This window comes from Hyphomicrobium sp. MC1 (genome assembly GCF_000253295.1).
GTDB lineage: Bacteria > Pseudomonadota > Alphaproteobacteria > Rhizobiales > Hyphomicrobiaceae > Hyphomicrobium_B.
Genome location: NC_015717.1, coordinates 1,769,573 through 1,796,445, shown reverse-complemented (window position 1 = coordinate 1,796,445; position 26,873 = coordinate 1,769,573). Strand labels below are relative to the sequence as shown.

Annotated in this window: 22 protein-coding genes; 13 read left to right on the top strand and 9 right to left on the bottom strand. The window is 59.0% G+C overall.

Features of this window, described 5'->3' with window-relative positions; genetic code table 11:
* Positions 1-151: 151 nt before the first annotated feature.
* Together HYPMC_RS08660 and HYPMC_RS08655 are read right to left on the bottom strand one after the other, a co-directional pair.
* Positions 152-1,114: a YncE family protein gene (locus HYPMC_RS08660; protein ID WP_013947516.1), complete on the bottom strand. Its 963-nt coding sequence runs from the start codon at positions 1,112-1,114 to the stop codon at positions 152-154.
* Positions 1,115-1,660, bottom strand: coding sequence for an SRPBCC family protein (locus HYPMC_RS08655; RefSeq protein WP_013947515.1), 546 nt, complete (start codon positions 1,658-1,660; stop codon positions 1,115-1,117).
* Positions 1,661-1,883: 223 nt separating this feature from the next.
* Between HYPMC_RS08655 and HYPMC_RS08650 the strand changes: the two genes are divergently transcribed.
* Genes HYPMC_RS08650 through HYPMC_RS08635 form a run of 4 tightly spaced genes read left to right on the top strand, consistent with a single transcriptional unit; the run spans position 1,884 to position 6,567 of the window.
* The gene (locus tag HYPMC_RS08650) at positions 1,884-3,167 is read left to right on the top strand and encodes a formylmethanofuran dehydrogenase subunit B (protein ID WP_013947514.1); all 1,284 of its coding nucleotides are present in this window, start codon (positions 1,884-1,886) and stop codon (positions 3,165-3,167) included.
* Positions 3,168-3,188: 21 nt separating this feature from the next.
* A complete protein-coding gene (locus tag HYPMC_RS08645) occupies positions 3,189-4,853 on the top strand; it encodes a formylmethanofuran dehydrogenase subunit A (RefSeq protein ID WP_013947513.1) in 1,665 nt (554 codons plus the stop codon).
* Positions 4,850-5,755, top strand: coding sequence for a formylmethanofuran--tetrahydromethanopterin N-formyltransferase (gene fhcD, locus HYPMC_RS08640; RefSeq protein WP_013947512.1), 906 nt, complete (start codon positions 4,850-4,852; stop codon positions 5,753-5,755). The genes HYPMC_RS08645 and fhcD overlap by 4 nt, the downstream gene beginning before the upstream one ends.
* On the top strand, positions 5,755-6,567 hold the full coding sequence (locus HYPMC_RS08635; protein WP_013947511.1) for a formylmethanofuran dehydrogenase subunit C: 813 nt from the start codon (positions 5,755-5,757) through the stop codon (positions 6,565-6,567). Before fhcD ends, HYPMC_RS08635 begins: the two co-directional genes overlap by 1 nt.
* A 335-nt stretch (positions 6,568-6,902) precedes the next feature.
* Here HYPMC_RS08635 and HYPMC_RS08625 read toward each other — a convergent pair whose 3' ends face one another.
* Complete coding sequence (locus HYPMC_RS08625) at positions 6,903-7,649, bottom strand: DUF1194 domain-containing protein (protein ID WP_013947510.1); 747 nt, start codon at positions 7,647-7,649, stop codon at positions 6,903-6,905.
* A gap of 264 nt (positions 7,650-7,913) precedes the next feature.
* Complete coding sequence (locus HYPMC_RS08620; protein WP_244421005.1) at positions 7,914-9,293, bottom strand: undecaprenyl-phosphate glucose phosphotransferase; 1,380 nt, start codon at positions 9,291-9,293, stop codon at positions 7,914-7,916.
* Between the two features lie 531 nt (positions 9,294-9,824).
* Between HYPMC_RS08620 and HYPMC_RS24190 the strand changes: the two genes are divergently transcribed.
* From HYPMC_RS24190 to HYPMC_RS08605, 3 genes are all read left to right on the top strand, one after another.
* Positions 9,825-10,385, top strand: coding sequence for a hypothetical protein (locus HYPMC_RS24190; RefSeq protein ID WP_155831217.1), 561 nt, complete (start codon positions 9,825-9,827; stop codon positions 10,383-10,385).
* 239 nt (positions 10,386-10,624) lie between these two features.
* Entirely contained in the window at positions 10,625-12,283 is a 1,659-nt protein-coding gene (locus HYPMC_RS08610) for a L,D-transpeptidase family protein (RefSeq protein ID WP_013947506.1), read from the top strand.
* Positions 12,284-12,510: 227 nt separating this feature from the next.
* Complete coding sequence (locus tag HYPMC_RS08605; protein ID WP_013947505.1) at positions 12,511-12,693, top strand: hypothetical protein; 183 nt, start codon at positions 12,511-12,513, stop codon at positions 12,691-12,693.
* Between the two features lie 99 nt (positions 12,694-12,792).
* On the opposite strand, the gene HYPMC_RS08600 is transcribed toward HYPMC_RS08605, so the two are convergent.
* On the bottom strand, positions 12,793-13,449 hold the full coding sequence (locus HYPMC_RS08600; RefSeq protein WP_024275819.1) for a hypothetical protein: 657 nt from the start codon (positions 13,447-13,449) through the stop codon (positions 12,793-12,795).
* 566 nt (positions 13,450-14,015) lie between these two features.
* Here HYPMC_RS08600 and HYPMC_RS08595 point away from each other — a divergent pair.
* Entirely contained in the window at positions 14,016-14,897 is an 882-nt protein-coding gene (locus HYPMC_RS08595; protein WP_013947501.1) for an HlyD family secretion protein, read from the top strand.
* A complete protein-coding gene (locus HYPMC_RS08590) occupies positions 14,884-16,434 on the top strand; it encodes a DHA2 family efflux MFS transporter permease subunit (protein WP_244421004.1) in 1,551 nt (516 codons plus the stop codon). The genes HYPMC_RS08595 and HYPMC_RS08590 overlap by 14 nt, the downstream gene beginning before the upstream one ends.
* A gap of 29 nt (positions 16,435-16,463) precedes the next feature.
* Here HYPMC_RS08590 and betA read toward each other — a convergent pair whose 3' ends face one another.
* The gene (gene betA, locus HYPMC_RS08585) at positions 16,464-18,125 is read right to left on the bottom strand and encodes a choline dehydrogenase (RefSeq protein WP_013947499.1); all 1,662 of its coding nucleotides are present in this window, start codon (positions 18,123-18,125) and stop codon (positions 16,464-16,466) included.
* A 43-nt stretch (positions 18,126-18,168) separates the two neighbouring features.
* Positions 18,169-19,629, bottom strand: coding sequence for a betaine-aldehyde dehydrogenase (betB, locus tag HYPMC_RS08580; protein WP_013947498.1), 1,461 nt, complete (start codon positions 19,627-19,629; stop codon positions 18,169-18,171).
* Positions 19,630-20,041: 412 nt separating this feature from the next.
* Between betB and HYPMC_RS08570 the strand changes: the two genes are divergently transcribed.
* The 4 genes from HYPMC_RS08570 to choV all read left to right on the top strand — a co-directional run bounded on the left by HYPMC_RS08570 (position 20,042) and on the right by choV (position 24,424).
* Entirely contained in the window at positions 20,042-21,088 is a 1,047-nt protein-coding gene (locus HYPMC_RS08570; RefSeq protein ID WP_013947497.1) for a GlxA family transcriptional regulator, read from the top strand.
* A gap of 268 nt (positions 21,089-21,356) precedes the next feature.
* Entirely contained in the window at positions 21,357-22,286 is a 930-nt protein-coding gene (gene choX, locus HYPMC_RS08565) for a choline ABC transporter substrate-binding protein (RefSeq protein WP_013947496.1), read from the top strand.
* Between the two features lie 96 nt (positions 22,287-22,382).
* Positions 22,383-23,237, top strand: coding sequence for a choline ABC transporter permease subunit (gene choW, locus HYPMC_RS08560; RefSeq protein WP_024275816.1), 855 nt, complete (start codon positions 22,383-22,385; stop codon positions 23,235-23,237).
* Positions 23,234-24,424 (top strand): choline ABC transporter ATP-binding protein, encoded by a 1,191-nt coding sequence (choV, locus tag HYPMC_RS08555; protein WP_013947494.1) that lies wholly within the window; start codon positions 23,234-23,236, stop codon positions 24,422-24,424. Before choW ends, choV begins: the two co-directional genes overlap by 4 nt.
* Before the next feature lie 32 nt (positions 24,425-24,456).
* Here choV and HYPMC_RS08550 read toward each other — a convergent pair whose 3' ends face one another.
* Positions 24,457-25,569: an FAD-binding oxidoreductase gene (locus HYPMC_RS08550; RefSeq protein WP_013947493.1), complete on the bottom strand. Its 1,113-nt coding sequence runs from the start codon at positions 25,567-25,569 to the stop codon at positions 24,457-24,459.
* Between the two features lie 5 nt (positions 25,570-25,574).
* Positions 25,575-26,855: an aromatic ring-hydroxylating dioxygenase subunit alpha gene (locus tag HYPMC_RS08545; RefSeq protein WP_013947492.1), complete on the bottom strand. Its 1,281-nt coding sequence runs from the start codon at positions 26,853-26,855 to the stop codon at positions 25,575-25,577.
* Positions 26,856-26,873 lie beyond the last annotated feature (18 nt).

Here is a 26,873-nt window from a genome sequence, read left to right as displayed (position 1 = left end):
TCCCGGCTATTTAGCGGGACATGGATCGCTTGAACAGAGATTGAGAGAAATCTGCCAAACACCGCAGGGCCGCTTGCCGGGTTGCAAAACATCCCGAAAGTTGCCGGAAGAACGGCAACTCACAACTTACAAGCCGGTAACCCTACAAAATTTAACGAAGAAACTTACCGAAGGCGCGCGGCCCGTCAGCGACGGCTGCCCTCCCCGTAACGACGAGCTTCACGGGATCGATGCGAAGCAAAACGTCTTCACCCCAGCATGAGACGTAAACATTCTTTTCCCCGGCATCGGCTTCAATACCTTCCGCATGATCGCACGTGTCGATCCGCTTGACCGGAGCGAGCGTTGCCAGATCGAAAACCGTAACCGTCCCTCCGTATTGGTCCGTGACGAACCCATTCCCCTGCGCAAGCGCCACAGCATATGGCCGACGCCCCGTCTTGACGCTGCCAACGACTTTCCGCGCTGCAATATCAATGACGGTTGCGTCGTCGCTCTTCACGTTCGCGGTATAGGCACGCTCGCCGCGCGCGTCGATCGTAATGCCGAAAGGACGCTTGCCGACCGGAATTGATGCCAGCACCTTACGGCTCGCAACATCAACAATCGAAATCGCATCGCTGTCGCGATCCGCAGACACGAGCAATTTTCCGTCGGGCGTCACGGCGAGCCCCGATGGTGAGTCGCCAACCCTGACCTCCCCAACAACGGTCAGGCTCTTCGTATCGATGATGCGAACTTTATGCGTATACCAGTCGGCGACGTAGACTTCCGGCCGCACCGGATTGGCAGCAATTCCGAGTGGTCCGCCATCTAGGAAAAGCCGCCGCTTCACCTTGCGCGCAACAGCATCGACCTCGATCAGCTCCTTGCTGTCGGGCGCCGTGATGTAAGCCGTCGCCTTATCGGGAGAAAGCGCAATGCCGGCAGGCTTGCCGGTCACGGTCAGCCGCGCCGTTTCCTTCATCGTATCGAGATCGACAAAGGACAGCGTATCGGACGTCTGATCCGTCAACAGTGCTTCGTGCGCCGACGCGGGCAAGGCCATCGCGCATACCGCGATCAGGCCTTGCCCAAGTTTCAAAAGGCGCAATTTATGTGCGTTTTTACGCACTCAGCCGCCGCTCTCGACCTTCTTCTTCAGGTCCTGGAGACCTTGCTTGTAGAGGTCAGTCACGGCCTTGAGCGCCACTTCGTCCGTCAGGTTCGGCGGCGGATCGTTCAGCATGTAGCCGCGATAGAAACCACCCCACCACGTCACCGTGGACTTATCGGCGCCGTCAGCTTCAACCGTAATGTGCGAGGAGTAATCGTTGACGGGTAGAACCTTCACATCGACCTTCGTGATCTCGTAGGCGTACATGTGATCTTCCGGGTTGTACTTGTCGAGCATCTCTTCGACCGTACCACCGTTCTTGAGTGTGAGCGTCCGCGTGGCGTTAACTTCGTTGCCGCCCTTGCCTTCGGTCTTGGCGACGATACCGAGCCAGCTCATGTCCTGGAAGTTACCGACGACCTTCCAGACTTTGTCGACGGGCGCGTTGATCTCAATTGTTTCCGTAACCTTCTGGCGGCTCGGACCATGTGCCCAAGCTGCCCCAGCGAGCGAGAGCGGCGCCAGTCCGACGATCGTTGCGGCGATCACCAAGCGTTTCAGCATGCATTTCCTCCGGAGATTTCTGGTGTGGGACCCAGCCCTGAGCCCGACAACGAGCGGGCGGACATTATGCGTGTTCAGGATGGACGGAAAGACGGCAAAATGTGTCGCATTCGATCTGCCCCTTCGCTGTGCTTGACCGTTAGCGTCGCGTTGTTTTACCTGCGCCGGCGTACTTTGGTCGAATCCCGCGGCCGAGAGGCTCTGGGTCCATGAGGAGCTCGATTTGGAATCCGAAAAGTCGAGGAACGGCGCGAACCATTTTGAGAACGTCGCCTGCCCGTTTTGTGGCATCCTTTGCGATGATCTCGATATCGGCCCTTCCGGTGATGGACTGAAAGTCCTCAAGAACGGCTGCGTAAAATCTGTTGCTGGTTTCGAGCGGCCGCTCAGCGAGCCGAAACCGCAGATCAATGGCAAGGACGTTACGCTCGACGAAGCCGTCGCTGCCGCTGCCCGCCTCATCAATGAGAGCCGTCTGCCGATCTTCGGCGGACTTGGCACCGACGTCGACGGCATTCGCGCGGCCATCGCCCTCGCTGAAAAAGGCGGCGGCATCGTTGATCACGCACTGAGCGATGGACAGTATCGCAATTTCCGTGTGCTCCAATCGACGGGCTGGGTTTTGACGACGCTGACGGAAGCCCGCAACCGCGCCGATCTCTTCATCGTTGCGGGTAGCGATATCCATCAGCATCACCCGCGCTTCTTCGAGCGCATCGTGTGCAACGAGGCCTCGATGTTTGCCGATGATCCGCCGAAGCGGACCGTTGTGTTCCTTGGCGATCAGCTCGACCAGTCCGCAGTAAAAGGCAAACGCATCGGCGAAGTTCTGTCGTTGCCCGTTGAGCCCGATCGCATCGCCGAAATTCTCGACGCCATGCGCGCCATGAACAAGGGCGGCACCGTCTCGGGCGATAGCATCGGTGATCTGCCGCGCGCCGCTGTCGAAGATCTCCTCGCGCGTTGTAAGGCAGCGAGCTACGGCGTCATCATCTGGGCGCCGCCGAGCTTGACCTTCCCGAACGCTGATCTCACCGTCCAGGCGATCTCCGAGTTCGTCAAAGAGATCAACCTGACATCGCGTTTCGCCGGCCTCTCTCTTGGCGGCCATGACGGCGCAACGTCCGCCGGCGCGGTGTGCAGCTGGCAGTCAGGCTTCCCTCTGCGCGTATCATATGCATCGGGCAAACCGGATTATGACCCCGAGCGCTATTCGGCAAACCGTTTGCTCGCGGCGAAAGAAGGCGATCTCCTGTTGTGGCTCTCGTCGTTCTCGTCGAACATTACGGAGCCTGAGACGGACGTCCCGACGATCTTCCTCGGCGCACCTGGCATCAAGCCGTCGCGCACACCGAAGGTCTATATTCCGGTGGGAACGCCGGGCGTCGATCACGCCGGCACAATGGTGCGCGTCGACAATGTCGTCTCACTGCCGTTGAGACAACTTCGCCAGTCGACGCTTCCGCGCGCGGCTGACGTCCTCGAAAAAATTGAAGCTGCCCTCTAAGGCACAATTCCGAGATCGCGAATGCTCATCAAGCTCACCGGCGGCAAAGTCTACGACCCCGCGAATGGGGTCGACGGCGAAGTCCGCGATATCTTCATCGAGGATGGCCGCATCGTCTCCCCGGATCCGAATGCCAAGGTCGCGCATGAATACGCGCTCCATGGCAGAGTGATCATGGCCGGCGGCATCGACCCTCACTCGCACATCGGCGGCGGCAAGATGACGATCGCCCGCATGATGCTGCCCGAAGATCATATGCATGACACCGTTGCACGCACCGATCTGACGCGCGCGGGCGTCGGCCATGCCGTTCCGTCGACGATGCTGACCGGCTATCGCTACGCCGAGATGGGCTACACTGCGGCATTCGAGCCTGCGATGCTGCCTGCCAACGCCCGCCAGGCGCACATGGAGATGGCCGACACGTCGATCATCGACAAGGGCGCCTTCGTCATGCTCGGCTCGGATGACTTCTTCCTGCGCCAGCTCGCAGGCAAGAAAGACTTCTCCGCGATCAAGGATTACATCGCCTGGACGATGCACGCCGCGCAGGCGATCGCCGTCAAGGTCGTCAATCCCGGCGGCATCAGCGCCTTCAAGTTCAATCAGCGTAAGCTCGACTTGAACGAAAAGCACGTCTACTACGGCGTCACTCCACGAGACATCATCGTGACGCTGGCGCGCGGCCTGAAAGAACTCGGCGTCGTCCACCCGCTGCACATCCACGGCTGCAACCTCGGTGTGCCCGGCGGCTATGAAACGACGCTCGATACGATCAAAGGCGCGGAAGGCCTGCCGATCCACCTGACGCACATTCAGTTCCACAGCTACGGCACTGAAGGCGATCTCAAGTTCTCGTCGGCCGCCGCCCCCATCGCCGAAGCCATCAACGACAATCCGAACGTCTCGTGCGACGTCGGTCAGGTCATGTTCGGCCAGACGTGCACGGCATCCGGTGACTCCATGCGCCAGTTCGTGACGTCTCGTTCGGCTACACCGAAGAAGTGGGTCGTGATGGACATCGAGTGCGACGCCGGTTGCGGTGTCGTGCCGTTCAAGTATCGCGACAAGAGCTTCGTCAACGCGCTGCAGTGGGCGATCGGTCTGGAGCTGTTCCTGCTGGTCAACGATCCGTGGCGCCTGTTCCTCACAACAGACCATCCGAACGGCGGTCCATTCACCTGGTATCCGCACCTCATTCGCCTGCTGATGGACAAAGCCTTCCGCAACGACATGATGCAGAAGATCAACCCGGACGCGCTGAAGTATTCGACGCTGGCCTCGCTCGATCGCGAATATTCGCTCTACGAGATCGCGATCATGACGCGCGCCGGTCCGGCTCGCAGCCTTGGCCTGAAGGATCGCGGTCACCTGGGCGTCGGCGCCTGGGCCGACATCACGGTCTATGACGATAATCCCGACCGCGAGGCGATGTTCACGACGCCGGAATTGCTCTTCAAGAACGGCGAGCTCATCGTGCGCAACGGCAAGATCATCAAGGTCATCAACGGCGCAACGCACGTCGCGCGGCCGTCGTACGATCCGTCGATCGAAAAATCTCTCAAACCTTACTTCGAAGATTATCACACGATCCGCATGGATAATTTCCGCCTCTCCGATGACGAGATTATCAATGGTGGCCGCGGCTCGCTGATCATCCAACCGACCGGGGCGCGCGTAGCATGAGCAAGACCGTTAACGGTATCTCGATCGACGATACGTTCGCCGAAGCCTTCGGCATGAGCGGCACCGGGATCATCATCACGGCCGACTCGATGAAGTGGGCCAAAATCGCAGCGACGGTTGCGACAGGCTTCGGCACCTCCGTTATCGGTGCCGGCGCTGAATGCGGTATCGATAAGGAACTGTCGGAGGACGAAACGCCTGATGGTCGTCCCGGCGTTCGCATCCTGATCTTCGGATTTTCGCCCGACGCCCTGCTCCCGCAGGTCCGCAATCGTATCGGCCAGTGCGTGCTGACGAGTCCCGGCTCGGCTTGCTATGCGGGCCTCAAGGCCGAAAAGACGATGCCTCTCGGAAAAGGCACGCGTCTATTCGGCGACGGCTATCAGACGGCTAAAAAACTCGGCGATAGCCGCTACTGGCGCGTACCTGTGATGGACGGTGAGTTCATCATCGAAGAAGACACCGGCGTCACGACGGATGCAGTGGGCGGCGGCAACATGCTGATCGTCGGCCGCGACCGCAAAGGCCTGCTCGAAACGGCCGAACACGCTGTCGAAGAGATCGCCAAGATCGACGACGTCATCACGCCGTTCCCCGGTGGCATTGTTCGTTCGGGCTCGAAGGTCGGCGCGAAATACGCCGGCATGCACGCTTCGTCTAACGACGCGTTCTGCCCGACGCTGCGCGGCACGATCAAGCACAGTGAGGTATCGCCCGATACCCTCGCCGTGCTCGAAATCGTCATCGACGGTCTGACGTCCAAAGCCGTCGCCGATGCCATGCACGCGGGTCTCAAAGCCGTGACGGATGTCGGCGCCAGCCGCGGCGTTACGCGGATCACCGCCGGCAATTACGGCGGCAAGCTCGGACAGCATCATTATCATCTGAAGGATCTGATCTGATGAGCGGCCTCACGCTGCGCTTCAAGGCGCCCGCGACGGAGCGGATCACTCTCGACGGCATCACGCCCGCCAAGCTCGCCGCGCTATCGTCCCACGAGATCGGCAAGCTGAATGTCGGCATCGAAAAAGGCGGCGTCGCCCTCGGCGATGCATTCGATATTTCCGGCAGCGTCGGCGATACCCTGACCATCGAAGGCGCAACGTCAGAGATTGATTTCGTCGGCGGCGGCCTCGATAGCGGCACGATCCGCGTCGTCGGCGACATCGGCTCGTTCGCGGCGCGCCTGATGACCGGCGGCAAGATCGAAGTTCGCGGCAATGTCGGTGACTATCTGGCGTCGGGTTCCACCGGCGGCATGATCCTCGTTTCCGGCAACGCCGGAGACAATCTCGGCGGCGTCGCGACCGGCGATCGTTTCGGCATGCTCGGCGGTACCGTTGTCATCGAAGGCAACATTGGCGCCCGCGCCGGAGACAAGATGCGTCGTGGCGTTATCGTCGTCAAAGGCAAGACCGGCCCTGGCGCCGGTTCGCGTATGATCGGCGGCACCATCTGGGCGGAAGGCGGCTTCGGTGCCGAACCCGGTCTTATGATGCGCCGCGGCACACTGATCGGCCCGAGCGTCGAAAGCCTGCTGCCGACGTTCGTCGATTGCGGCAAACACGATCTCGTGATCCTGCGCGTCATCGCCCGCTATCTGAAGGAAACGCTTGGCCATCTCGCGCCTAAGCCCATGCCCTTGTTTGTCCAGAAGATTGGCGGTGACACCGCTACAATTGGACGGGGCGAAATCCTGTTGCCGGCGGCTTAAGCTGCCGCCCTTTGCGGTCGGCCGACATAAGAAACGGATTCCCGGTGCGGAGCGTCTCAGTATGATGACGCTTCAAAGACGCATCGCCCGGGAACCTCGCCATGATCGCCCTCATTTTGTCGGCTTGCTTGACGAACGATCCAAACGTCTGCCGCGAATATAAAATCCCGATTGATGCGGACGTCGACGCAAGAACGTGCTTGGCACATGCCCAGCCACAGTTCGCCCGATGGTCTGCAGATCATCCCGGCTGGACTGTTAAGCGCTGGCATTGCGGTCCGACCAGCGAAGATAAAATCTGAGCTATCAAGCGGCCTGATTATCAGCCGTCTCGATCATCGGCCGGACGTGGCGACCGAATACTTTTGCGAAGCCACGCTGCTGACTTCGATGACGAACTTTTGCCGGATCGCCCGCTCGAAATCACCGTAACCCAGCGCCGGCAGCACGAAACTGCTCGGACCGCCCATAACGTGCGCGCGATACCATTGTTCGAGCGGTGGCTTCCCTCCCGGAACGGCCTTCGGCAGCAGCGCTGAATCCTCGGGCGTGTCGAGCAAGATCGGCAATCCGTTGATCGTCACGCCATTGCTGACGAGTTCATTGCGGACTTTGTCGATCGGCTCCTCGGCATTGCAATTGTCGGGGCCGTCGCCCGAAACGTCGATGATGATGCGCGACGCCTTCGCGGGAATCTGCGGCACGATCTTGTCGTTCGCAGATCGCAGCATCCGCGTCATGCATGTGAATTCGCCGCCCTGCTGCGGCAGGGATCGCACGCGCTTCGCCGCAGCCAAGGCATCAGCCTTGTTCGCAATCCTGATCCACGGAATGACGAACGACGGTGTGTCGGCCCACGTCACCATGGAAAACAGAATGCCGCCCGCCGAACCGCCGGTAATGGCATCGATGACGCCGGGATCTTCCAGCGCCTTCGCAATACCTTCCATCTGCAGCTTATAGCGGCCTTCGTCGACGGAGTTCGACACGTCGACAGACACAACCAGCGCCGTATCGACCGGCGGCCCTTCTTGCGCGTTGGCAGACGTCACAGCGAAGCCAACACCGGCGACAATAGCCAAGATCGCTGCGATGGTCGCTCGTCCCTGTCCGACAAAATTAAAAATGCGAGGCTCCTGCAGGCGCGAGCGCGGCGCGAACGCCGAATTCCTACCAAGCTAGCAAACAGGCATGATTGCGCAAGCCATCTGCGCCGGTCGTAATACTCGCGCTGCTACGCGCCATTTCCTCGCTGAAGAGGCATCCTTGTGCATCGCCACATATTTTCCCGCCGCGCGAGAGATCTCGGACTAGGCCAAAAGGTCGATCAGGCTCACGACGAAACGCTAGTAAGCGTTCTTGCCCGTCAGCAATGAAATCGGCGTCATCGCGATGATGTAAAGATCGAGCAGCACCGACCAATGGTCGATGTAATAGAGGTCGTGCTCGACGCGCCGGACAAGCTTCTCGTGGGTATCGGTTTCCCCGCGCCAGCCATTGATCTGTGCCCAGCCGGTAACACCGGGCTTCATGCGGTGGCGCGCGAAATAGCCCCGCACGACATTCTCGTAGAGATCTCGCTCCGCGCGCGCACCCGTTGCATGCGGCCGCGGCCCAACGAGAGACATCTGCCCCTGCACAACGTTGATGAGCTGCGGCAGTTCATCGAGGCTTGTGCGCCGAATGATCCGCCCGACACGAGTGACACGCGGATCGTCGCGCGTAACGAGCTTGCTCGCCGTGGCGTCCTGCTGGTCGACATACATCGAGCGGAACTTCAGGACTTCGATCAGCTCATTGTTGAATCCGTACCGCTTCTGCCGGAAGAAAATCGGTCCGCGGCTTTCGAGACGAATCGCAATCGCGACGATCGCCATGATTGGCGACGCCAGAATCAACAGCAGCGAACCGATCAGCCGATCTTCGACCGCCTTGAGCATATGATCCCAGTCGCCGAGCGGCTTGTCCATCGCCGCCAGCATCGGCACCTGACCGATGAAGCTATAGGCTCGCGAGTTGATCCGGAGCTTTGAATTCAGCGCCGAGATCCGTACATCGACTTGCAATGCGAACAGCTTGTCGAGAATCTGCATCAAACGTTCTTCGGCGCGCGCCGGCACCGTAACGATCAAGAGATCGACACTCGACTTGCGGCAGAAGTCTGCCAGGTCTTCGAATGTCCCGAGCCGCGCGACACCTCCGAAGTCGCCGGCTGAGCGATCATCTTGCCGGTCGTCGAAGATACCCAGAATGCACAAGTGATTGTCCGGGTCGTTGTTCAACTCGCGGATAAGGTGCTCCGCATCCTTACCGCCGCCAACGATGACCGTTCGGCGGACCAGCAGGCCGGCGCGTGTCAACCGACGAGCCACCAACGCCGCAACGAAACGCACGAAACACAAAAGGACGGCTGACAGCTCCATCCATCCACCGACGTCCTCCGGTGACACCGATGTCTCACCCGCAAGAAAAATCACACCCGATATCGCGAGCGAGACGACGGCAACGGAAATCAGCACTTTCCAGACTTGCTGAACAAACTTGCGGAGAGATGGAATTGTATATGACCACTGCACGCGCAGCGCGGCAATGAACAACCCGGCCACAAAGACCGTCGCCCAGAAGCTGCGCCACGTCGGCGTGAAAGATTGATGAAGGAGTAAGTTGACCAGCGGCCAAGCGGCCATCACCGACAGGGCGTCGGCGCATGCGACGGCGAATAGCAATTTTGGCCTTGAGGCGTTGCCACGACGGTCGAAAAACAGCGACCTCAGCCGAGGCGCCCACTCCGACACGGGCGCCGAAGCATCCTTCTCGAAAATGGATCGGGCTCGACCCGTTTCCTCAATCATTGCGCAAACCGCGTACCCGCCAACTGCCAAAATGGGCATACGCGCATGCCAGTGAGGCTCTGGTAAATGAAAGCGCCGGAGGCATCCGTAGAATAGAAAAGGGTCACAAAACAAAATCGGCACGGCAAAGATAACGTAATTGTGTGCCGCAAAATGATACGCTCGGCCGCGATCCTTTGATCTCGACATCAATCCCCATGCGCGGGCTGTTCCCTTGGGAACAGGTAACCAGGCCACCTCTTCCTACCTTATGGCTAACGGAGAGACGTTCCGTTCGTCGGCCTTCCCGATCCGACGCAGCCGCGCCCCCACGCACGTCCCTGAATCCTCAGACCTGCGCGCGAAGGCCCCGCCACTCGACGGCACGAAGGCCGAATGCACTCGCATCTGATCAAGGAGACAGCAATGTCAAAACGATTCTTATTTCCGCTGGTCGCCGGAGCTTTCGCTTTGGCTGCCGGCGCCTGCGCCGCGGTGGCGGGACCAATAACGCCACTAACAACCCTGACGTCAGGCAACGTTCAAGGATTCCTCATCCCAGTGCACGCCGGTGGCGGTGGCGGGTTTGGAGGCGGTGGTGGCGGCGGCCACGGTGGGGGCTTCGGTGGCGGCGGAGGTCACAGCGGAGGCTTCGGGGGCGGAGGCTTTCATGGCGGTTTTGGCGGCGGAGGGTTCCATGGTGGTGGATTCCATGGTGGCAGCTTCGGGGGCTTCCACGGCGGTCACTTTCACGGTGGACACATGGCGGGACGATCGCACGTCCGCACCCAGTCTCTGGCCCGCGCGAACCTAAATCACGGTCGCCATTTCCATCACGGACATGGACACGGTCATCACCACCGTCACCGCTTCTTCATCGGCGGCTATCCCTACTTCTATTATGATGACGGCTACTATGATGACGACTATGGCGATGATTGTTGGTGGAGCAGCCGCTATCATCGCTGGGCCTGCCCGGATTATTGAGCGCAACTGATACCCATTTTGGCCAGCGCCCCCGAACCTTTTCGTTCTGGGGCGCTTTCCCTATCGGCCGTCAAGCGATGGTCTTGATTGGCCGTTAACCTGTATTCTGAGGTTTTCGAGCCACACGCCCTGGCAGAGACAACGATTACGGAGCATGCGCTAATCAATAGGCAACCTGATTGAGATTATGTTGGAGGCCTCTGTTTTCTCGCATCAGCTGCATATTTAAGGTCTGACAAATGTTCAGTTTGCGTCTTCAGTGGAAGCGTTCGATCGTCCGGTTGGCAACCATCGCGTTATCAACCCTGGCCATCAGTGCCGCCTTCACCCCCGCAGACGCCGGAAAACGCAATCAGCGCCCTATCGAAGAGACGGCCCGGGAAACCCTATCCGGCCCTCCCGTCATCGCGATCGTCTCCATCAAAGATCAACGCGTCACGGTCTACGACGCAAACGGTGGCTCCATGAGCGGCCGGGTATCAAGCGGCCGCGACGGCTACGAAACTCCGGTCGGCGTCTACAGCGTTCTTCAAAAAGAAGAAGAACACTATTCGAACCTCTACGATGACGCCTCGATGCCCTTCATGCAGCGGATCACATGGTCAGGCATTGCCCTGCACGCCGGTCAGTTGCCTGGCTATCCCGCGTCCCATGGCTGCGTTCGCATGCCCGACAGCTTTGCCCAGCGCCTTTTCCCGCTGACGAAACTCGGCATGCGTGTCGTTGTTGCTTACGACGACGTTGCGCCGGTCGAGATTTCTCACCCGCTGCTGATGAAGCCGACGCCGCTGCAATCCGTCCAGACCGCGACGGCCATCCCGATGTCGTACCAGGATCCGATCGTGAACGATCCCGATTCCAGCCCGACGTTCTCTCCCGACCTCCGCGCATGGCCGGAACGCCAAGTGGAACTCAATGCCCTAAAATCAATCGCCGACGGCAAGCAGATCCTTGCCGACGCCGCCCTCGATCAGGCCAAGGAGATGGAGCAGATCATCGCCGACAAGAAGGCGCCGCGAGACAGGGCCGCGAAAGCGCTGCGCAAAGCCGAAGCGGCCAAAAAGTCTGCCGACAGCAGCTTGGCCGCGATCGACAAGCGCCTGTCGAACGCCAAGTCCGATAAGCTCAAGAAGAAATGGACAACAGAGAAAGAACGCGCCGCCAAGAAATCCGATGAAGCTGCTGCAAAAGTTGCCACGGCCACGGAAGCTTTGCAGGCCGCTGAGGCCGAACTGCAGAAGGCAACAGATCAGGCCGCCCCGGCATTAGCGGCACGAGATCAGGCGGTTGCCGTTCTCAATGAAGCCAAACGCAAGGCGTTGCCGATCTCCGTCTTCATAAGCCTGAAGACGCAACGGCTCTATGTCCGTCAAGGCAATGAGCCCGTTTTCGACGCGCCCGTCACCATCGCCGATCCGCAACAGCCTATCGGTACGCACGTCTTCACGGCGGTTGGATACAAAAATGGCGGCAAGGACGTGAGCTGGACGGCTGTTTCGCTCGAACACAACGACAACGCCGATTATGCGTTTAACGAAGACCGCAGGTATAGGCTCAACGATGCTGGCACGCCTCCCCCGACCAACGTGGCCGAAGCGAGCGCAGCACTCGATCGCATCACTATCTCGCCGGATGTGTCCGCCAGGTTGAGCAGCGCCGTATGGCCGGGATCGTCGCTGATCGTCTCGGACGAACCGATGAGCAAGGAAACCGGAAAAGCCACAGATTTTATCGTCCTCATCAGCACGGAACCTCAGGGCGGCATCAAGAAGCGGCCGAAACAGTTCTTCCGCAACGATAATTTCATGAGCGACAGCGCCGACTACTACTACTACGGCTATGATCGCTACGGGCGCCGGGCCTATCCTCGCCAACGATCAATGTTTGGCTGGTGGTGAAACGATCCCAAATCTTGGCACGCCTGCGTAGCGGCACGGATCGATTTCAAAGTGGCTCTGCCGGTCCGCGGCCCGGTAGGTTGCAAGCACGGCCGTTATCGGCGATGCCATGACATTCCCCGTGCGAATTGCCCTGAGGGTCGCTCCGACACATGCAGGCGGCTATTCCTTGAAATTGCCGCGAGAAAGATATTGCCTCCCAGAATAAGGGGCCGGGAGGAACCACAATGAACGCACACGAACGTCTGCCGAACGATATTACCGCATTGGGGGTTATTGAGCAGCTTCGGGACGCCCTGAAGTTTGCCGACAACGAGCTTCAGAAACGCTGCGTCATCTCAACCAAGGTGCGGGAGGCCCTCGACTTAGCGGAACGCATACTTGCGAGCGCCCAGAACCGGTACGACTGACCGGAATAGGCATTGGCATAGTCGAACGACGGCCGGCGACGGAACGGCTGCCCCGCGCAGAGATGCCCTGTGACTACACCCGATCATATGCTCGGATCGTCAGCGGCGAAAGCAGCCAAGGCGCCAAGACCGCCGCATGCGAGCCATCAGCACCGAGCTATGCGACAGAAGTCGATCCCAGACGCCCAGGTTCACCGTCTCGTCGAACAACTCTTCGAATTCAGCGCGACGGCTGAGGCCTAGTCGGCTTCGATGCGGGTAATAAAAGACCAGGGCGGGCGAACGCCGCCACCAAACCTTGAATTCTGCGTCCGACATATTTTTCGGTGAGACCGGCCAAAGCAGGCCGCCGATCTTGGACATATCGGCCGTGATAAGATCGTACACTGCGCTCGCGATACCTTTGCGCTGACAAGACCGCGAAACCTCGGCGCTGCTGATGACGCAGATGCCGTTCTTCGGCTTTACGATATCGCAAAACCCGATCGGCTCCTCGCCGATGATAGCCGACAGCTCCGTTCGGAAGACACGATAGACCACACCGACGTCGGAGATTCCACGGCTCACGAAGAAAAGCCGCTGGCTTTTCGTCATCAACTCAACGATCGGCTCCTGGCAAATAAGCGTGGCCAACCGCTTATCGACGTCCTCCGATTCCTGAAGTGTCTTCGTGCGCTGCGCTAAGAGACGGGAATATCTCGCCTCAGCCTCATCCAATCGCCCCGAAACGATCACGACGGGAGTATCCTTTTGCAATACGGATGGTTTTTAAAGTCAGCTTAGGAATGAGAACCGATTATTGCGCCCCCAATCGCTCCCGATCCGTTAACGTCGGGGCCTAGCTCCTTCGACCGGTTAAAACTTCGGTTTCTGATGATGCACGCATCCTGGAACGACCGTTAACGCTGCCCCACCCGGCCCTGTCCCGCCTCCGATCCAGCGGAAACTGCCGGAACGAATCCGTAAAGCCGACCGTTTTTCAGGTTGAAAGCGCCAGCCGAAGATAAACGGCGGGCCTCGCCCGAAAGCCCACTACCGCGACATTTCGGCGACCCGGCACGCGTAATCGTCGCGTTGGTGACAAATCCCCTAAGAGCCTGTAGAGGGGGCATCGATTGTCTCTTTTTGTGCGCCGCGTCGGGATAGACTTCCGCGCCGGCGGCAATCAAAAAGCTCAATATTTCGGCCGGGCCAGTCGTATACCGTGATTGGGCGTCGGACGGCGTGCGTGCCCATTTTGCCTGTTGCGGCAGACATTCCCGTTCCTGGCAACTGCAAAAGGACTACGGAAGTTGCAGCCTTCGAATAAACGGAAGAAGCCAATGCAAGACCGATTGCCAGAAAAAAAGCCACCGGCCAACGGTGGCCAGGTCACGCCTTCCGATAAAAAGCCGCTGCTTTCGAAGCGGGGCATAGGCCTTCTTAGCTTTGTCTGTCTCCTCGCCCTCATCGCTGCCGGCTACGCCTATTGGCAGCACGAAACGCTCTATCCATCGACGGACAACGCCCAGGTCGAAGCCAATATAATCCAGATCACGCCGTTGGTGACAGGCCTCATCATGGACGTGAAAGTCAAGGAATTCTCGACCGTCCAGCAAGGCGACGTTCTGATCGAGCTCAATCAAGCGCCTTTCCGCGCTACCCTCAAACGCGCTGAAATTCGCCGCGACATCGCCAAGCAGCAAGCCGCCCAGGCGACCGGCCCCCAGGCCGCAGCCGCCAAAGGCAATGCTGAAGAGGCCGATATCGCCGTCGCCGAAGCCAATGCTGAACTTTCGCACGCGACGATCAAGGCGCCGGTCGACGGCACGGTCGGCAAAGTCCGCGTCCAGCCCGGCGAAGTCGCGAAAGCCGGCGTACCGCTCTTCCCGCTCGTCGATACCTCGACGTGGTGGGTCGATGCGAATTTCAAGGAAACCGACCTTGCCCGCATCAAGCCCGGCCAAACGGCGTCCGTGTGGCTTGACAGCGATCCGTCGAAAAAGTTGACCGGGAAGGTCGAAGCCGTGAGCCGCGCCAGCGCCTCGGCGTTCTCGCTGATGCCTTCGGAAAATGCGACGGGCAGCTGGGTCAAGGTCGTCCAGCGCTTTCCCGTCAGGATCGCCCTTACGGTCGAATCTGGCGACCTGCCGCTGGGCGTCGGCGCGTCTGCGTCTGTAACCATCGACACCACGTCCGATGGAGCGGGTAGTGCCACCAAATAATCAGGTCGCGGCCCCAGCCGACGCCGCCGCCGGACCGAGCAGGCTGCTGAGTTCGCTCGCGGTGCTGCTGGCGGTGCTGATGGTCATTCTCGACATGACCATCGTCAACGTCGCCCTGCCCGACATGATGGGCACCCTTGGAGCGACGCCCGATCAGATCACCTGGGTTTTAACGTCCTATATCGTCGCCGAAGCCATCGTCATTCCGATGAGCGGCTTTCTCGCTGAGCGCTTCGGCCGAAAACGCGTGCTGACAGTCAGCGTCGCAGGCTTCGTCGTGTCCTCGATGCTGTGCGGCCAATCGCATTCACTGATGCAGATGGTCATCTTCCGCTTGCTTCAGGGTGCATTCGGGGCAAGCGTCGTCCCTCTCTCACAAGCGACGATGGTCGACAGTTTCGAGCCGGAGAAGCGCGGCAAGGCCATGGCGATCTGGGGTATCGGCGTCCTGCTCGGCCCGATCATGGGGCCAACGGTCGGCGGCTTCATCACCGACCACCTCGGTTGGCAATGGGTATTCTACGTCAACCTTCCCATCGGCATCATCAACCTGCTTCTGATCTCCGCCTACATCAAAGCGACGCCCCATTCGGGCTCGCCGATTGATTGGCTCGGCGCTGCGCTCCTGGCAATCGGTGTCGGCAGCCTGCAAATGCTGCTCGACCGCGGCAACAGCGAAGGCTGGTTTGCATCGCAAATGATCGTCAGCCTCGCGCTCCTATCCTTCGCATGCCTAACCTGGTTCACGGTTCGAAGCTTCAATCGGCCGGACGCCATCCTGAAGCTCAATCTTCTGCGAGATCGCAATCTGGCGACGTCGACATTCCTGATCATGGCGTTCGGTGTCGGCATGCTGAGCACCATCGCGCTGCAGCCGCTGTTCCTGGAACATTTGCTCGGCTATCCGGCAAGCACCGCCGGTCTGGTGATGGCGCCGCGCGGTATCGCCGTCGCCATTGGCATGGTCGTGGTCGCAACGCTGATCCAGCACATCGATTCCCGCTGGCTGGTATTCGTCGGACTGACACTGTCCGCCGCCGGAACCTACGTGACGACGACATATAACCTCGACGTCGATCGCTTCTGGATTATCGCGCCGAGCATCGTCCAAGGCATCGGCATGGGCATGATCTTCGTGCCGCTCTCGACACTCGCCTATCAAACGCTACCGAAAAACGCTTCGGATCAGGCCGCGAGCATCTTCAACATCGCACGTACGATTGGCGGCTCGCTGGGCATCGCGATAGGCGCAACGATTCTGACGCGCGCGACGCACGAGAACCTTCAGACCCTCTCGGCCGGGATCAATCCCTACAATCCCGCCCTGCACATGTGGCTTAACTCGACGGGACTGTTGCCAACCGATCCGCGTGCGATGCAGATTCTGGGCTATGAGTTGACACGCCAATCGACAATGATCGGCTTCATCGAAGCCTTCGGCTTCGTAACGCTGAGCTTCCTGTTGCTTATTCCATTCGTGCTGTTGCTGCGGCAAACCGGCGCCGCTTCACCCTTCGGGGACGTCGGCAAGCACTAGGGCGCTTGCCGAGCTTTCAGCACCCTGGCTTATCGCTGCTGTGTCTGATAGTTCGGATTGAACCACACCGGCACCTCTTCCGCCGGCAGTGGCGGCCGTCCACGGATTGCATCCGCCAGCTTCTCGGCCATCATGATGGTCGGCACGTTGAGGTTACCACTGACGACATCCGGCATGATCGACGCATCGACCAACCGCAATGCTTCGACGCCATAAACCTTGCCCGTACCGTCAACGACGGCCATCTCATCGGTTCCCATCCGGCACGAGCATGACGGATGATAGGCGCTTTCGGCCTTCGCACGGATGAAGGCGTCGATGGCGGCGTCACTCGTTTCGGATGGCCCCGGCGCCAATTCGGCACCACGGTACTGGTCGAAGGCCTGCTGCGAAAAGATCTCGCGCGTTAAACGGATGCCCGCCCGCATCTCTTTGCGGTCCTGCTCCGTCTGCATGTAGTTGAAGAGTACTCTTGGATACTCGCGCGGATCGGCTGATTTAAGCTTCACATAGCCCCGGCTCGTCGGTCGCATCGGCCCAATATGCGCCTGGAAGCCATGCCCCTTCGCCGCCGACGTGCCGTCGTAGCTGATGGCCATCGGGAAGAAGTGATATTGTAGATCGGGATGCAAAACGCCGGCTTCACTGCGGATAAAACCGCCGGACTCGAAATGGTTCGTCGCGCCGAGGCCCTTCCCCGTCAGCAGCCACTCGATGCCGATCTTCAATTTTGCCAGCGGATTATTGGCGCTGTAAATCGAAACCGGCTTGGTGCATTCGTACTGGACGTAGGCCTCGATGTGGTCCTGCAGGTTTTCTCCAACGCCCGGCGAATCCTGCACGACCGGAATGCCGTGTTTTTTCAATTCATCCGCATTGCCAATACCCGACAGCATCAAGATTTGCGGTGAATTGATCGCGCCGCCGCTGACGATCACCTCGCGCGTTGCGCGCGCCGACTGCAGATTGCCGCCATGGCTGAACTCGACGCCGACGGCACGACGTCCTTCGAACAGGATGCGCGTGACGAGCGTTTTCGCCTTGAGTTCAACGCCGCCACGCTTCTGCGCTGGCCGCAGAAACGCCTGAGCGGCGCTCCAGCGACGGCCTTTGTAGACCGTCATGTCCATGCGGCCGAGGCCTTCCTGCTGGTAACCGTTCATATCCTCGGTCACCGGATAGCCCGCCTGCCGGCCTGCCTCAATGAAGGTATCGTAAAGCGGATTCGTGCACGGCGCAGTCGTCACATAAAGCGGCCCGGAATTGCCGCGATACTTATCGCCGCCCTTGAGCCGCGTCTCGGCCTTCTTGAAATACGGCAGACAGTTGAAATACGACCAGTCCTGCAAGCCCTGATGACGCGCCCAAGCGTCGTAATCGAAGGCATGACCTCGAATATAGATCATGCCGTTGATAGACGACGAGCCACCGACGACGCGTCCACGCGGACAGTACATCCGCCGATTATCGAGATAAGGCTCCGGCTCCGACTCGTACCACCAGTTGTATTTCGTGCCGGCCAGCGGATACGCGAACGCCGACGGCATATGAATGAAAATGCTGTTGTCTTGCGGCCCGGCTTCGAGAACGAGAACGCGAACCCCTTCGTCTTCCGTCAGGCGGTTGGCAAGGACGCATCCCGCCGACCCGGCACCGACGATGATGTAGTCGAAGTCTTGGGTTTTGCTCATCGTTCCTTGGACCTCAGTCTTTCTGTCTTAATCTGACGATGCGTCATTCGTACGGGCACTGCACATCGCCCAGTTCCACATAGACGCTCTTCAACTGCGTGTAGTGCTCGATGGCGACCTGGCCGTTCTCGTGGCCGAAGCCCGACTCCTTGATGCCGCCGAACGGCATCTCGACGGGCGTGATGTTATAGTTGTTGATCCAGCAGATGCCCGCTTCGAGGCGCGCAGCGACGCGATGCGCGCGTGCAAGATCGCGCGTAAAAAGCCCCGCGGCCAATCCGAAGCGCGTCGCATTCGCACGCGCTATGACATCGTCCTCGTCGCGGAACCGCAAAACCGACATGACCGGCCCGAAGATTTCTTCTCGCACAATGCTCATCTCGTCCGTGCACTCGGTGAAAACGGCCGGACGCACATAGTTGCCGCGATCGAGCGGAACCTCATCAACTCGTTCGCCACCGTAGCAGAGCCGTGCGCCTTCCGCCTTTCCGGCCTCGATGAAACTCAAGACCCGTTCCATATGCGGCCGCGAAATCAACGCCCCTACTTGTGTTTCAGGATCGAGTGGCAAACCGATGCGCAGCTTTTTCGTCCGCTCCACCACCATATCGACGAAGGCATCGTAGATGTCGTCGTGGACAAACACGCGCGTGCAGTTCGTGCATATTTCGCCCTGCGTGTAAAAATTTCCGAGCATCGCCGCGGAAACGGCCTGCCGAAGATCAGCGTCCTGGAACACAAGAAGTGCCGACTTGCCGCTGAGCTCCATCGTTGTACGCTTCAAAGTAGCGGCCGCCGCAGCTACGATCTTCTTGCCAGTGCCCACCGAACCGGTCAGCGAGATTTTCGCAACGCGCGGATCTGTCGTCAGCATTGAACCGGTGCGTGCGTCTCCGTGCAAAACATTGAAGACGCCATCTGGCAACCCTGCTTCCGTGTAGATCTCGGCAAGCTTGGCGGAGGTCGTCGGCGTCATCTCCGACGTCTTGAAGATCATCGCATTGCCGCATGCCAGCGCCGGCGCCGACTTCCAGCACGCGATCTGGATCGGATAGTTCCATGACCCGATACCGACACAAATTCCCATCGGTTCGCGGCGGGTATAAACGAACGCATTATTCAGTGCGATCTGCTCGCCGTGCAACGTGGCCGCCACCCCGGCGAAATATTCGATGCAATCGGCACCGCTGACGATATCGACGACTTCCGCTTCTTGAATTGGCTTGCCGGTGTCACGAACCTCGATCTCGGCCAACTCGCGATTGCGGTCGCGAAGAATCCGTGCCGCCTTGTTCAGAACACGCCCACGCTCCGCACCGGACATGCCAGACCAGCGAGCGAGTCCTTCTTTTGCTGATTGCAGCGCAGCATCGATTTCAGGCGCAAGCGCGATCTCGACCTGTGAAATCAACTCGCCCGTCGCCGGATCGACATTCGCGAACGTCTCCCCGTCCGATGCCGCAACAAAACGGCCCCCGATATAGTTTTGGAGAACTTTCGCCATCGACCACACTCATTGAATTTGCCCATGCTGCAAACCGAGCGCGGCACCCTTCGCTCGCAGCAACTTCCGGCGCCAAAACCTGCGCCGATCACCCATCACGCTATGCCGGTCCAGAGGCCTGAAAGCATTGTCAGATACGACACAAATGTTATCCCCCGCGACAGTCGAAACCGCACTGGAAGACCGACGAAAGTCGAACGATCTCGCGCTGCAACCGCCTTCTTTTGCAGCACCGAAAGCCTCTTTCTGCGGCAGGAATTGAACTTTCTGGAACTTGTCAAAACACGGCGCGGTGCTAAGATTTTCTCATGATCTGCTCGATGTCATACTCAGGCGTAACGATCACCCCGCCTCAGTCTTTGACTAGAAGCGGAGGCCATAGATTTGCGGAGCATCCGGGAGCTTTTGCTGCGTGAATGAGGTTCCGTCGAAACTCAGAACGATCCGTCGGATCGGGTTTCTGACACTGAATGAATACACCATGATCGCGCTTTCGAGTGCGATCGAGGTTTTGCGAATGGCCAACCGTTTGAGCGGGCAGGACCACTATTCGTGGACCATCCTTTCCGTCGACGGCAAGCCGACGTCCTGCAGTAATGGCCTGTCTTTCGCCGACGCTAAAACCTACGATGATGCCGGCGATCTCGATATGGTACTCGTCTGCGGCGGCACGCACGTCGAGCGATACGTCAGCGACAAGCTCATCAATCTTCTCCGCCGGATATCGCACGATGGCATCGTGCTTGGTGGCCTGTGCACCGGCACCTACGCGCTCGTGAAATCCGGCCTTCTCGACGGCTACAAATGCACCGTCCATTGGGAAAACATGGCGGGCCTTCGCGAATTCCATCCACGCGTGCAGTTCCAGGAAGAGCTTTTCGTTATCGACCGCGACCGCGTCACCTGCACGGGCGGGATAGCGCCCGCCGACTTGATGCTCTCCGTTGTGAAAAGCGCATTCGGTAAAACGCTGGTTGCCGATATTTCCAACCAATTCATTCTGGAACGCGTGCGCGACGGGTTCGACCGCCAGCACATCCCGATGGCGGCGCGCCTGGGATACAACAACAGTGCGCTGGTGGACATCGCCGCACTCATGGAAGCCAATTTCGAAGAACCGCTGACAGCTGTCGAATTGGCAAAATTGGCGGGCCTTTCTTTGCGCCAAGTCCAGCGCATGTTCCAGGTTTCGCTCGAAACGACACCGACAAAGTACTATTTGCAATTGCGTCTCCGGCGCGCCCGCGAGCTGCTAGTGCAATCGCAAATGTCGATCACGCAGATCGCTATTTCCTGCGGTTTTCAATCGACTTGCCATTTCAGCAAATCATATCGGGCCCTTTACGGACGCACGCCGCGCAGCGAACGCCAGCCCCAGACGGTCCCAGCCGAATTCAGCGCGCCGCCGCTGCCACGACAGCGTAAGTCTGTGGTGCGCGCACGCGTCCCTTCGATTTAGATCGGCGCTCGCGAGCACCGGAAGACCGTCGATTTACGCAGGATCAAATGGACACCCTTCGCGAAAGGAGTGTAGCCTGAGGCGCGTAAGCGCTAGATCGCGTCGCAATTGCAAAAATAGATAGCCCGCCGCTGCTATTAGCTGGTGGGGTCGCCCACGCCGGGTGGCGCCTTCAACAGGCAACCGACAGAAGGGCGATCCGATTTCAGATCCCCAGCAAGCGGACTGTTGTCCATCACGCCTGCCATTGCCAACAACAGGAGTTGTCATGACACGCATAGCGATTGGGGCCACTTTTGCCCTCGTCCTGGCCGCAACAGCGGCGCACGCTGCCGACAGTACCACTTGCAAAAAAGTCCGCTTCGCCGACGTCGGCTGGACCGACATTCAAGTGACGACCGGACTGACCAGCAACATTCTCGAAGCGCTCGGCTATGAGCCCGAGGTCAAGACGCTCTCCGTTCCCGTCACCTACGCCTCGTTGAAAAACAAGGACATCGACGTGTTCCTGGGCAACTGGATGCCCAGCATGACCGCCGACATCAAGCCCTACATCGACGACAAGTCCGTTGAGGTGCTTGGCGTCAACCTCGATAACGCCGGTTACGGTCTCGTCGTCCCCGACTACGTCGCCGACGCGGGCGTCAAAAGCCTTAAAGACCTCGGCGCCCATAAAGATCAGTTCGACGGCAAGATCTACGGCATCGAAGCTGGCAACGACGGTAATCGCATCATCAGCACAATGATCGCCAAGCCGGAGAACAACCTCCAGGGCTTCGAATTGGTCGAAAGCTCCGAAGCGGGCATGCTCACCGAAGCCGAAAAGGACATGAAGAAGAAGAAGTGGATCGTCTTCCTCGGCTGGACACCCCACCCGGTCATGGGCGCCATGAAAATCCACTACCTCGACGGCATGGGCGATTCCGGTTTCGGCGCTGCAACCGTCAGCACCAACGTTCGCGCCGGCTACGAAAAAGAATGCCCGAACGTCGCCAAGTTCCTGAAGAACGAAAAATTCAATCTCGCCATGGAAGGCGCTATGATGGAGCCGGTACTGAAAAGCGGTGCCGATCCAAAGGCGACCGCGCTCGAATGGCTCAAGAAAAATCCTGAAGCCGTAACACCGTGGCTGGCAGGCGTAACCACGTTCGATGGTGGCGACCCACAGGCTGCGCTGAAGGCCTACCTCGCAAAGTAGGGGTCCTGTCACTATCCGCCCGGCAAAGGACTGGACGGCTGCTTCACAAGCGGCCGTCCGTTGCCGAATGAAGCTTGAGCACTGGGAATGGCGCAGATGGACCCCGTATCGAAGCTTGTAACTGCCTGGAAAATTCCGGTTGGACAATTCGGCAAAGCGATCTTCGACTTCGTCACTGACTATTTTCAGTGGTTTTTCGATGCCATATCGACGGTTCTCGAGACGTTCGTCGACGGAACGTCCGATTTCCTGCTGCAAATCCCGCCTCTCGTTCTGGCGGTTATTCTCGCCGGCCTCGCCTATTGGCTTCGGCGTTCCGCCGTTCTCGCCGTCGGCGTTTTGATCGGCCTGCTGTTCATTCTGAACCAGGGCTTGTGGAAAGAGACAGTCCAGACGCTCGTGCTGGTTCTGTCGGCCACCGCGCTCTCAATGATCATCGGCGTGCCCATCGGAATTTGGGCTGCGCATAAACCTCACGTCTGGCGCATCACACAGCCGATCCTCGACCTGATGCAGACGATGCCGACCTTCGTCTACCTCATCCCCATTCTGATCCTGTTCGGCCTCGGTGCTGCGCCCGCGCTGATCGTCACGATCATTTTCGCTATGCCCGCCCCCGTGCGCATGACGTATCTAGGCCTGACCTCAATCCCCAAGCCGATGCTGGAAGCCGGAGAAAGTTTCGGCGCCACGAAACGCCAACTCTTATGGAAGGTGGAGCTGCCCGCAGCGCTTCCGTCCATCATGGCCGGCCTCACCCAATGCATCATGCTGTCGTTGTCGATGGTCGTCTTCGCCACGCTGATCGGTGCACCAAGCCTCGGCAATCCGGTCAACCGCGCGTTGGCCAACCGCAACATTCCGCTGGGCATCGAAGCCGGCCTTGCAATCGTGATCCTCGCCATCATCCTTGATCGCGTCCTTGCCATTAAACCGGAGGTCCGCAAATGAGCGTCGCGGTCGATTTCAAAAACGTCGATATCATCTTCGGCAAGGACGTTGCCCGCACGCTCGCTATGGTCGATGCCGGCGCGACGCGGGCTGAGATCCTCGCCAAAACGGGAGCCGTGCTCGGCGCCGCCGGTGCGAACCTGACGGTCAACGAGGGCGAGATTTCCGTTCTGATGGGCCTGTCCGGCTCCGGGAAATCGACCCTCCTGCGCGCAGTCAACGGCCTTAACAAGGTCTCGCGTGGTTCGCTCCTGGTGAAGGACGGCGACCGCATGGTCGATATCGCAACCTGCGATGCAGCAACCCTCCGCCACATGCGACAGAATCAGGTCGCGATGGTGTTTCAGCAGTTCGCGCTGCTGCCGTGGCGTACCGTGCGCGAGAATGCCGGCCTTGGCTTGGAGCTGGCAGGCGTTCCGGCCGCCGAACTCAAGGAGCGCGTCGATCGCCAACTCCATCTCGTCGGGCTCGATAGCTGGGCCGACAAATACGTACACGAACTTTCAGGCGGCATGCAGCAGCGCGTCGGCCTCGCTCGCGCCTTTGCGACGGACGCCCCAATCCTGTTAATGGACGAGCCTTTCTCCGCGCTCGATCCGCTGATCCGCACCAAGCTGCAGGATGAGTTGCTGCAGCTTCAAAAGACCATCAAGAAAACGATCATCTTCGTCAGCCACGATCTTGAAGAAGCGCTCAAGATCGGCAACCGCATTACCATCATGGAAAGCGGACGCATCGTACAGTCGGGGACGCCGGAAGACATCGTCCTTAACCCAGCCGACGATTACGTCCGCGACTTCATCGCTAACGTCAATCCGTTGTCCGTGCTGACGGCCTGGAACGTCATGCGCGACAAGCGCGACCTTGAAACAGCCGGCGACAACTGGCTCTGGCTCGACCGGCGGCAAACGACCAAATTTAGGATCGACGGCACGGGCAAAGTTGAAGCCGCCGAATGCCGCGGAAAACAAGCAAGCTGGGTGACGTGCGGCGAAATCGAAGAAACGCCGTCCGACGAGTTCTCACCAGTCTACTGGGCAAGACCCGGTACCAGCCTTAAGACCGTGATCCTCGCGATGCATAAATCGGGCACAGCTCCGGTTGCACTGTTCGATGATGACGACCGCTTCGTCGGTTCGATCGGCGTCCGAGACGTACTGCAGGCCATTCTGCGCCGTTCAGATTGATTTTCCGGCGGAGGCGCTGCCCACGACCTCAGTTATTTTTCGATCGTTACATCACTGAGCGGCTTGCTGCAGCAGATCAGGATCATGCCCGCATCGACCTCGCGTTGCCGGATGCCGCCGCCATGTGTCATCACCACCTGACCGTCGACTTTCTTGCTTTTGCACGTACCGCAAACACCTTTGCTGCACGAAAATGGCAGACGCAGGCCAGCGGCCTTCGCCGCTTCGAGAATGAATTGATCGGGACGGCAATCAATCGTGCGGCCCGACTTGGTGAACTCGATTTTGAAGCCGACGCTCGGCACAGATTCTGCCGCAACGGCCGCCTGCACTTCCTCTTGCTCAACCGGGCTTAATCGTTCGAACGAGAAGCTTTCTTCATGATAGCGTGCCATGTCGAAACCGGCGGCCGCCAGCATAGCGCGAACATTCGCCATGTACGCTTCAGGGCCACAGCAAAAGATTTCGCGCTCTGACAGATCCGGTACCATCGACTTCAAGAGCGGCAGCGTCAGAAAGCCTGTCGGCGCGCTCCAGTCGCGTTGCTCGCCGATATTTTCGCAAACGAATGCCGTTCGAAATCGGTTCATCCCATGCGCAATAGTGGCAAGTTCATTGCGGAAAATAATGTCCCGCGGCGTCCGCGCGCTGTGAACGAAAACAACGTCGCGATCTTCGCCAAGATCGTAAAGCGCACGTGACATAGACATCAACGGCGTGACACCGGACCCGCCGGACAAGAATAGGTACTTCGGTGCTGCGTGCAACGTGCAACTGAATTCGCCGGAGGGTCCGAAAGCTTTGATAGCAACGCCAGCTTTCAGATTGTCATGGAGCCAGTTCGAAACCTTGCCGCCCGGCACGCGCTTCACGGTAATCGACAGCGTGTCAGGCCGCGTCGGCGATGACGACATCGTATAGCAGCGATTGATCGTCTCGCCATCGATCTCGAGTTCGAGGGTGATGAACTGCCCTGGACGAAAACGAAACAGCTTTGCCGTCGGCGTGCGAAACAAGAAGCTTTTGACGTCATGCGTTTCCGCCCGAACATGCGTGCAGACAAGCACATCGTCTTCGTCAGAATTCCACTTGCCCGGCACGGCATCCCACTGCGCCGGGCCGAGCCTGTCCTGCATCTCGCTCATGTCGTTCAGGCGCTCGCGGCAAACGGGCTGACGGTCGCCGATTCATGTCCGGTTGCCGTCCGAAGCCGCTGGAAATACCAGGACATGAACTTCTCGACCAGTTCTTCCGTATAAGGCGAATAAGGCCCAGGAACATAGGCTGCACTATACGAACCGACCTGTGTCCTCTCGACGAGCGCTCCGTCCTGCATATTGGTAGCGTGCCAAACAGCGCTGAGCGCCTTGGGATCGTAGTCCTGCCCTTCCACGGCATCCTTATGAACGAGCCACTTCGTCCGCAGCAACGTACGTTCCGCATCGATCGGCAGCACGCTGAACGTCACGATGTGATCGCTCATAAAATGGTGCCACGAATTCGGCTGTGTCCAGAACGACAGGCCACCAAGATTGCGCAGAGAAAGATCGCCGAGCAATTTCTTGCACGCAACCTTGCTGTCGAGCGTCTGGGATTCTCCCGCCTTATCGAGCGGAAGCCGTTCCGTTCGGAACGCTGTCACCCTGCTGTCGAGAAACTCCAATTCAACGGACGGTAATCCGCATGATTCCCACCTTGCATGCTCGCGCGTCGTCAGATCCTTGAACGCGCGCACATCGTCTGCATTCTCAGGGGATGGCTGATACCCGAATCCGAACTCATAGAGCGAAATAGTAAGTTCCGGATGATTGCCCTTACAGTGATAGCATTCGCGATTGTTCTCCATCGTGAACTTCCAATTGCCGTTCTCGATGAGATCTTCCTCATACGCGACTTTGCAATCGCTGATGCGGTGCGGAAGAATATAGGGCTCCATCTCGCGCCGCATCTGCTCGAAGTCGACAGGCGGATTGTCCGCAAGGCAAACGAAGATCAGCCCAGCAACATTCCCGACATGGACCATCTTCAGACCGAATTTACTCCGGTCGAAGTCATCGCCCATGTGCTCCGTGTGGATCAGATTGCCGCGCAGGTCGTAAGTCCACTGATGGTAAGGACAAACGACATTGCCAACGCTGCCCTTGTCTCCGTCGCAAAGGCGCGCGCCGCGATGGCGGCACACGTTGTGAAACGCCGTGATCGACATGTCGTCGTCACGAGCCACGACGACTGACGTCTTTCCGATCGGAACTGTGAAATAATCACCCGGCTCGGGAATGTCAGGTTCGCAGCCGACGTAAATCCACGTCCCGCCGAAAATGACCTCCATATCGAGATCGAAAATTTCCTTGCTCTGATAGAATGGCGCTTCCAGGCTATAGCCCGGTCGCCGTCTGGCTATCAGGGACCGCAGTTCATTTGATAATTGCATGTGGTCCTCCCATTGCAG

What these genes read in the sequence shown, in the direction of transcription:
- HYPMC_RS08655 (WP_013947515.1), bottom strand. Translation starts at nt 1,660, where the DNA reads ATGCTGAAACGCTTGGTGATCGCCGCAACGATCGTCGGACTGGCGCCG.
- HYPMC_RS08645 (WP_013947513.1), top strand. Translation starts at nt 3,189, where the DNA reads ATGCTCATCAAGCTCACCGGCGGCAAAGTCTACGACCCCGCGAATGGG.
- fhcD (WP_013947512.1), top strand. Translation starts at nt 4,850, where the DNA reads ATGAGCAAGACCGTTAACGGTATCTCGATCGACGATACGTTCGCCGAA.
- HYPMC_RS08635 (WP_013947511.1), top strand. Translation starts at nt 5,755, where the DNA reads ATGAGCGGCCTCACGCTGCGCTTCAAGGCGCCCGCGACGGAGCGGATC.
- HYPMC_RS24190 (WP_155831217.1), top strand. Translation starts at nt 9,825, where the DNA reads ATGTCAAAACGATTCTTATTTCCGCTGGTCGCCGGAGCTTTCGCTTTG.
- HYPMC_RS08610 (WP_013947506.1), top strand. Translation starts at nt 10,625, where the DNA reads ATGTTCAGTTTGCGTCTTCAGTGGAAGCGTTCGATCGTCCGGTTGGCA.
- HYPMC_RS08605 (WP_013947505.1), top strand. Translation starts at nt 12,511, where the DNA reads ATGAACGCACACGAACGTCTGCCGAACGATATTACCGCATTGGGGGTT.
- HYPMC_RS08595 (WP_013947501.1), top strand. Translation starts at nt 14,016, where the DNA reads ATGCAAGACCGATTGCCAGAAAAAAAGCCACCGGCCAACGGTGGCCAG.
- betA (WP_013947499.1), bottom strand. Translation starts at nt 18,125, where the DNA reads ATGAGCAAAACCCAAGACTTCGACTACATCATCGTCGGTGCCGGGTCG.
- betB (WP_013947498.1), bottom strand. Translation starts at nt 19,629, where the DNA reads ATGGCGAAAGTTCTCCAAAACTATATCGGGGGCCGTTTTGTTGCGGCA.
- choX (WP_013947496.1), top strand. Translation starts at nt 21,357, where the DNA reads ATGACACGCATAGCGATTGGGGCCACTTTTGCCCTCGTCCTGGCCGCA.
- choW (WP_024275816.1), top strand. Translation starts at nt 22,383, where the DNA reads ATGGACCCCGTATCGAAGCTTGTAACTGCCTGGAAAATTCCGGTTGGA.
- choV (WP_013947494.1), top strand. Translation starts at nt 23,234, where the DNA reads ATGAGCGTCGCGGTCGATTTCAAAAACGTCGATATCATCTTCGGCAAG.
- HYPMC_RS08550 (WP_013947493.1), bottom strand. Translation starts at nt 25,569, where the DNA reads ATGAGCGAGATGCAGGACAGGCTCGGCCCGGCGCAGTGGGATGCCGTG.
- HYPMC_RS08545 (WP_013947492.1), bottom strand. Translation starts at nt 26,855, where the DNA reads ATGCAATTATCAAATGAACTGCGGTCCCTGATAGCCAGACGGCGACCG.